The organism is Pedococcus sp. (genome assembly GCF_036554925.1).
Lineage (GTDB): Bacteria > Actinomycetota > Actinomycetes > Actinomycetales > Dermatophilaceae > Pedococcus_A.
The window spans coordinates 1-7,418 of record NZ_DATBMI010000215.1 but is presented as its reverse complement, the minus strand read 5'-3'; the positions used below and the strand labels follow the sequence as shown (position 1 = coordinate 7,418).

Here is a 7,418-nt window from a genome sequence, read left to right as displayed (position 1 = left end):
CGGCGAGATGATCGCCGAGGCCATGGACAAGGTCGGCAAGGAAGGCGTCATCACCGTCGAGGAGTCCAACACCTTCGGCCTCGAGCTCGAGCTCACCGAGGGCATGCGCTTCGACAAGGGCTACATCTCGCACTACTTCGTCACCGACACCGAGCGCATGGAGGCCGTCCTCGAGGACCCCTACATCCTCGTGGTCAACTCCAAGATCTCCGGCATCAAGGACCTGCTCCCGCTGCTCGAGAAGGTCATGCAGTCCGGCAAGCCGCTGCTGATCATCGCGGAGGACGTCGAGGGCGAGGCGCTGTCCACCCTCGTGGTCAACAAGATCCGCGGCACCTTCAAGTCCGTCGCCGTCAAGGCCCCGGGCTTCGGTGACCGCCGCAAGGCCATGCTCGGCGACATCGCCATCCTCACCGGCGGCCAGGTCATCTCCGAGGAGGTCGGCCTCAAGCTCGACACCACCGAGCTCGACCTGCTCGGCCACGCCCGCAAGGTCGTCGTCACCAAGGACGAGACGACCATCGTCGAGGGTGCCGGCGACCAGGACCAGATCCAGGGCCGCGTCAACCAGATCCGCGCCGAGATCGAGAAGTCGGACAGCGACTACGACCGCGAGAAGCTGCAGGAGCGCCTGGCCAAGCTGGCCGGCGGTGTTGCAGTCATCAAGGCCGGCGCCGCGACCGAGGTCGAGCTCAAGGAGCGCAAGCACCGCATCGAGGACGCCGTGCGCAACGCCAAGGCTGCCGTCGAGGAGGGCATCGTCGCCGGTGGTGGCGTGGCCCTGCTGCAGGCCACCAAGGCCGCGTTCGAGAAGCTCGAGCTCGACGGTGACGAGGCCACCGGTGCGAACATCGTTCGCGTCGCGGCCGAGGCCCCGCTCAAGCAGATCGCCGTCAACGCCGGCCTCGAGGGCGGCGTCGTGGCGGAGAAGGTCAGCCACCTCGACGCGGGTCACGGCCTCAACGCCGCGACCGGCGAGTACGTCGACCTCATCGCCGCCGGCATCATCGACCCGGCCAAGGTCACCCGCTCGGCGCTGCAGAACGCCGCGTCGATCGCGGCGCTGTTCCTCACCACCGAGGCCGTCATCGCGGACAAGCCCGAGAAGGCTGCTCCGATGGCGCCGGGTGGCGACGAGATGGGCGGCATGGGCTTCTGAGGTTCGCCTCGCAGCCGGCCACACGGCAGACGCACCACGCTCGGAGGGCGGTTCCCCACAGGGGGGCCGCCCTTCGGCGTTGCTGCACCACGGCACCGGGATGCCGTGTACAACTGTCGGGTGCCTGACGACTCCGGACCGCTCCTGCTCGGTCCCCTCCTGCGGTATGCCGGTCCCACGAGTGCGACCGTGTGGGTCCAGTCCCGCGACCACTCGCGGGTGACGGTCAGGGCGTTCGGCCGCGAGTGGTCCGCCACCACCTTCGGCGTGCACGGGCACCACTACGCCCTGGTCGTCCTCGGCGGCCTCGAGCCGGGTGCGAGCAGCGACTACACCGTCGACATCGACGGCGAGCAGGTGTGGCCGCCGGCAGACCCGGCCTACGCGCGCTTCCCGGCCAGCCGGGTCACCACCCTCGACCCGCACGAGCCCAGCAGGATCGCGTTCGGGTCCTGCCGCACCAGCGTGTCCCACGACGCGGCCGGGAACGCCAGCAACGGCGTGGACGCCCTGCGGGCGTACGCGCTCGAGCTCTCGCGGACCGACCCGCAGCGGTGGCCGCACCTGGTCGCCTTCCTGGGAGACCAGGTCTACGCCGACATGACGTCGGACGAGATGCAGGACTTCATCCGCGCCCGGCGCGACCCGAGCCAGCCCCCGTGGCTGGAGCTGAAGGACTACCAGGAGTACGCCCACCTCTACCGGCTGGCGTGGACGGAGCCGGCGAACCGGTGGCTGCTGTCCACGCTGCCCAGCACGATGATCTTCGACGACCACGACATCCGAGACGACTGGAACACCTCGCAGCAGTGGCACCGTGAGATGAACGCCAAGCCGTGGTGGCACGAGCGCATCGTCGGCGGCCTGGCCTCGTACTGGGTGTACCAGCACGCCGGCAACCTCTCGCCCGAGGAGCTTGCCACCGACGAGATCTGGCAGGCCATCGCCGCGCACGCGGGCTCCGGCGCCGAGGACGAGATCGACCTCACCGAGACCCTCGACGCCTTCGCGGAGCGTGTGGACCGCCGACCCGACACCTACCGGTGGAGCTACACCCGCGACCTCGGTGAGTCCCGCCTGGTCGTGGTGGACTCGCGGGCGGCCCGGGTGCTGGAGCCCTCCCGCCGCTCGATCCTCGACGACGCCGAGATGGAGTGGCTCGACGAGCAGCTCCAGGGCGGGGTCGAGCACCTCTTCGTCGGCACCTCGCTGCCGTTCCTCATCTCGCCCGGCCTGCACGACTTCGAGGCCATGAACGAGGCGATGGCCTCGGGTGCCTGGGGGCCGTGGCTGGCCCGGCACGCGGAGGGCCTGCGCCGCACCGTCGACCTCGAGCACTGGGCGGCCTTCCAGGAGGGCTTCGCCCAGGTGCTCGAGATGGTGGCCGCGGTGGCGCGCGGGGAGCGGGGCCGGGCCCCCGGGACGGTCACGTTCCTCTCCGGCGACGTGCACCACTCGTTCGTCACCGAGGTGGACCCGAAGGTGCTCGGGCCCGGGGCCAGCCGAGTGGTGCAGGCGGTGTGCTCACCGATCCGCAACCCGATGCCGCGCGGCATCCGCATCATGACGGCCCTGATGGCACGCGGCCTGGTGCGCCCGATGCGCTTCCTGGCGGGGCGCTCGTCCAAGGTCCCCGACCCGGCGTACCCCTGGCGGGTGACGCACGGCCCGTGGTACGAGAACTGCCTGGCCACGCTGCACGTCCGCGGGCGGGGGCTGGTGATCACCTGGGAGGCCGGCGAGGTGAGCGGGGACCACCACGACCAGCCCGAGCTCCGGCGGGTCGCCCGGGTCGCCATCAGCTGACGCGACGGCTGTGCCGCGGGCGCGCGCCCGCGGTCTGCCGCGGTCGTCCGCGTCCCCGCCTCCGCCGGTCGCGCCGTCCGTCGACCGGTGGACCCACCGTAGGCCGGTCAGGGGTGCTCTCAGGGTGCGCTCAGGGCTGAACCTGAGGGCGCGGGGCCCCTGTCGTCCCTAGCGTCTTCCCTGACGACGCGCGTCCTCACCACCCACCTGACCACACCGCCAGAGCTTCGAGCCGGGAGAAGGCCATGACCGCCAGCAGCACCTCGACCACCACAGGGGAACACCAGCACGCCACCTCCACGACACCCGCGGCGCGGGCCGTCGGCCTGACCAAGGTCTACGGCCGGGGGGAGGCCCGCGTCGTCGCCCTCGACGGCGTCAGCCTCGACATCGCGCGCGGCGAGTTCACCGCCATCATGGGCCCGTCCGGGTCCGGCAAGTCCACGCTCATGCACTGCGCGGCCGGGCTCGACTCGGTCACCGAGGGCGAGGTCCACATCGGCGACGTCTCGCTCGGGACCCTCAGGGACAAGGCCCTGACGACGCTGCGGCGCGACCGGGTCGGCTTCGTCTTCCAGTCGTTCAACCTCGTGCCGACGCTGACCGCGCTGGAGAACATCCTGCTGCCGCTGGCCATCGCAGGGCGCCGCCCCGACCCGCAGTGGTTCGCCACCGTCATCGAGACCGTCGGTCTCGGCGACCGGCTGTCGCACCGGCCCAGCGAGCTCTCCGGTGGCCAGCAGCAGCGCGTGGCGTGCGCCCGGGCGCTGATGAGCCGGCCCGAGATCGTCTTCGCCGACGAGCCCACCGGCAACCTCGACTCCGCCTCCGGTGCGGAGGTGCTCGGCTTCCTGCGCCGCAGCGTCGACGAGTTCGGCCAGACCGTCGTCATGGTCACCCACGACCCCGGCGCCGCCGGCCACACCGACCGCGTCGTCTTCCTCGCCGACGGCCGCATCGTCGACGAGATGCGCGACCCCACCGCCGACCGCGTGCTCGAGCGCATGAAGGGCTTCGAGAAGACCCACGCGCGCGGCACGCGCGCCCACGAAGGAGCCTGAGCCGTGCTGCGCGCCAGCTGGAAGAGCCTCCTGGGCCGCAAGCTGCGGCTGTTCATGAGTGCCCTGGCCATCGTGCTCGGGGTGTCCTTCGTCTCGGGGTCGCTCGTCTTCACCGACACCCTCGGCAAGGCGTTCGACTCCATCGCGGAGACCGTCGGCGACGTCGTCGTGCGGCCCGACTCCGCCTCCGGCGACCTCGAGTCGACCGGCACGTCCGCGACGATCCCGGGCTCCGTCATCCGCGACCTCGCCGACACGCCGGGGGCCGCCCGGGCCGACGGCACGGTCGCCGACCCCACGACGTTCGTCGTGTCCACCAAGGGCAAGCTGATCGGCGGCACGGGCGCCCCCGGCCTGGCCTTCAACCACAACGACGCCCCCACCGCCTCGGGCGAGGCGCCGGCCAGCATCGTCACCGGTCGGTGGCCGAGCCGGGCGGGCGAGGTCACCCTCGACGAGACCACCGCCGAGCGGGCGGGCTACCGCGTGGGCGACACCGTGCTGCTCGTCACGAGCGGGGCCCAGCCGCAGGTGACGGCGACGCTCGTCGGCACCGCGAAGTTCGCCTCCGGGGGCACCGTCGGCGCCAGCCTGGCGTTCTTCGACACCGCCACCATGCAGCGGCTCTTCCTGGACGGCCGCGACGCCTACACCGAGGCGTGGGTGACGGCGCAGGACGGCACCTCCCAGGAGGACCTCGCCGCGGCGGTGCAGAAGCGCCTGCCCGCGGGCTTCGAGGCCGTGCCCGGCTCGCAGGTGGCGAAGGAGACCGCCGACGGCATCAACCAGGCGCTCTCCTTCATCAGCACCTTCCTGCTGGTCTTCGCCGGGATCGCGCTCTTCGTCGGGTCGTTCCTCATCGTCAACACGTTCTCGATCCTCGTGGCGCAGCGCGGCCGGGAGCTCGCGATGTTCCGGGCGCTCGGTGCGGGCCGCCGGCAGGTCACCCGGTCGGTGCTGTTCGAGGCCTTCGCCGTGGGGCTCGTCGGCTCGACCCTCGGGCTGGGCCTCGGGTTCCTGCTGGCCGTCGGCATCAAGGCGCTGTTCGCCACCTTCGGCCTCGACCTGTCCGGCTCACCGCTGGTCTTCGATTCGTCGACGGCGGTGGCGGCGTATGCCGTGGGCCTGCTGGTCACGATGGTGGCGGCCTACCTGCCTGCCCGCCGGGCCGGCCGCGTGCCGCCGGTCGCGGCCATGCGCGACGACGCGGTGATGCCGGAGTCGGCACTGCGCTGGCGGGTCTGGACCGGCCTGGCCCTCGTCGCCGCCGGGCTCGGCGCGTCCACCGTCGGCGCCGTCGCCGACGTCGACTACCGCGCCGGCTGGGTCGGCGGCGGGGTGTTCGGGCTGGTGCTCGGCGCCGCCCTGGCCAGCCCGGTGCTGGGCCGCCCGGTCATCGCGCTCACCGGCGCGTTCTACCGCCGGGCCTTCGGGGCCGTCGGGCTGATGGCCGAGCAGAACGCGCTGCGCAACCCGCGGCGCACGGCCGCCACCGCCTCGGCCCTGATGATCGGCCTGACGCTGGTGTCGATGATGTCGGTCTTCGGCGCCTCGGCGAAGGCGAGCGTCGACAAGGCCATCGAGGCCAACTTCGCCGCCGACTACGTCGTCTCCAACGCCATCTCGCAGCCGTTCTCGGCCAGCGTGACGGCGCAGGTGGCGGAGGTGCCGGGCGTGGCGTCGGTCAGCCCGATGCGGTTCGTGAACGTCGGCCTCGACGGCGACCAGCAGATGTCGGCCGCGGTCGACCCTGCCACCCTCGGCCGGGCCGTGCCGCTCGAGATGGTCTCCGGCCGCCTCGACGCGCTCGCCCGCGGCCAGGTGCTCGTCGACGACGCCACCGCCGCCGCGCAGCACCTCGCCGCCGGGTCCGACGTCGAGCTGTCCGTCGCGGGCAGGACCGGGCGCTACGAGGTCGGCGGGGTCTACGTCGCCAACGACGCCCTCACCGTGCCGGTGCTGCTCTCGATCGACACGGCCACGGCCGCCGGCCACCCCGCGCGCGACAGCATGACGTTCGTCGTGCGGGAGCCGGGCGCCGACCCCGCGGCCGTCGAGGCGGGCATCGAGAAGGTCATCGCCGACCTGCCCACCGTGACGCTGAAGGACCAGGACGCCTTCGCCGCCGAGCAGCGCGAGCCGATCGACCAGATGCTGTTCATCATCTACGCCCTGCTCGGGCTGGCCGTGGTGATCGCCGTGCTCGGCATCGTCAACACCCTGGCGCTGTCGGTGATCGAGCGCACCCGCGAGATCGGGCTGCTGCGGGCGGTCGGCCTCAGCCGCCGCCAGCTGCGCACGATGCTGCGGCTGGAGTCGGTGGCCATCGCCCTCCTCGGCGCGGTGCTCGGTGTCGTGCTCGGCCTCGGCGCCGGGTGGGCGCTGCAGCGGTCGCTCGCCGACGACGGCATCGACGTGCTGGCGGTGCCGTTCGCCCAGCTGGCGGTGTTCGTGGCGCTCGCCGGGGTGGTGGGGGTGCTGGCAGCGCTGTGGCCCGGTCGGCGCGCCGCCCGCCTCGACGTGCTCAAGGCGATCACCACCGAGTAGCCGCACGTTCCCCGCCGGTGTCGCCCGGGCCGCACACGGCCCGGGCGACACCGCGTCTCGTGCACCTACGTGAACAGCCGGACGGCGCTTGCCTCCGTCTCGGCGTACTGCGCGCCCGCCGCCGCGAGGACCGAGCCGATGCTGTCGAGGGAGGCCCGGACCTGGCGCTGGGTGCCCTGCCACTCGCCGACCACACCCTGGAAGCGCGCGGACGCCGTGCCCGTCCAGGCGTCCTGCAGGGCCACCAGCCGGGCCATCATCGCCGTGACCTGGCCGTCGATCTCGGCCGAAATGCGCTGGATGTCCGCCGATGCGGCCTGGATGCGCTCGGTGTCCACCTGGAACTGCGTCGCCATGCTGCCCCTCCTGGTCGTCGCGACCGCCGGCGGCGGCCGTCGTGGTCTCGAGGCTAGGCCGGAGCGGGGCGCAGGCCCTTCCGTTGTCCACAGGCGACCGGATGCCGCTAGCGTCTCAGGGTGACCATCTGGATCGACCCGCCGGCCTGGCCAGCCCACGGCACGCTGTGGTCGCACCTCATCAGTGACACCTCCCTCGAGGAGCTGCACGCGTTCGCCGCCGACCACGGGATCCCGCGGCGCGGCTTCGAGGGCGACCACTACGACGTGCCCGAGGAGCGGTATGCCGCGCTCGTCGCGGGTGGTGCCCGCCCCATCGGGGGTCGGGAGCTCCTGCGCCTGCTGCAGGCCAGTGGCCTTCGGATCCCCAAGCGGCGACACGAGCGCGTGCTGCACTCGCAGTCCGAACCGCCCGGGCTGCCCGCGGGCAGCCGGGTCGACGTGATCTCCTCGCGTCAGGACGGCCCCCCGGCCAGCACGGTCGTCGTC

At 72.5% G+C, this 7,418-nt stretch carries 6 protein-coding genes; 5 read left to right on the top strand and 1 reads right to left on the bottom strand.

All coding sequences use genetic code 11. From position 1 onward, the window contains the following. The 4 genes from groEL to VIB11_RS16275 form a co-directional block, all read left to right on the top strand. Nucleotides 1-1,159, top strand: a 1,159-nt coding sequence (gene groEL / locus VIB11_RS16290) for a chaperonin GroEL (protein WP_332032624.1), incomplete at its 5' end; no start/stop codon positions are given. Nucleotides 1,160-1,279: 120 nt separating this feature from the next. Further along, nucleotides 1,280-2,965, top strand: coding sequence for an alkaline phosphatase D family protein (locus tag VIB11_RS16285; protein WP_332032622.1), 1,686 nt, complete (start codon nt 1,280-1,282; stop codon nt 2,963-2,965). Between the two features lie 245 nt (nt 2,966-3,210). After that, nucleotides 3,211-4,026: an ABC transporter ATP-binding protein gene (locus tag VIB11_RS16280; RefSeq protein WP_332032620.1), complete on the top strand. Its 816-nt coding sequence runs from the start codon at nt 3,211-3,213 to the stop codon at nt 4,024-4,026. Between the two features lie 3 nt (nt 4,027-4,029). Beyond that, nucleotides 4,030-6,573 carry an ABC transporter permease gene (locus tag VIB11_RS16275; RefSeq protein WP_332032618.1) on the top strand — a complete coding sequence of 848 codons (2,544 nt, stop codon included), beginning with the start codon at nt 4,030-4,032 and terminating at the stop codon, nt 6,571-6,573. 65 nt (nt 6,574-6,638) lie between these two features. Here VIB11_RS16275 and VIB11_RS16270 read toward each other — a convergent pair whose 3' ends face one another. Then, a complete protein-coding gene (locus VIB11_RS16270) occupies nt 6,639-6,929 on the bottom strand; it encodes a WXG100 family type VII secretion target (protein WP_332032616.1) in 291 nt (96 codons plus the stop codon). A 120-nt stretch (nt 6,930-7,049) separates the two neighbouring features. Here VIB11_RS16270 and VIB11_RS16265 point away from each other — a divergent pair. Continuing rightward, nucleotides 7,050-7,418: DUF4031 domain-containing protein (locus VIB11_RS16265; protein ID WP_332032614.1), on the top strand; the 369-nt coding region annotated here is incomplete at its 3' end.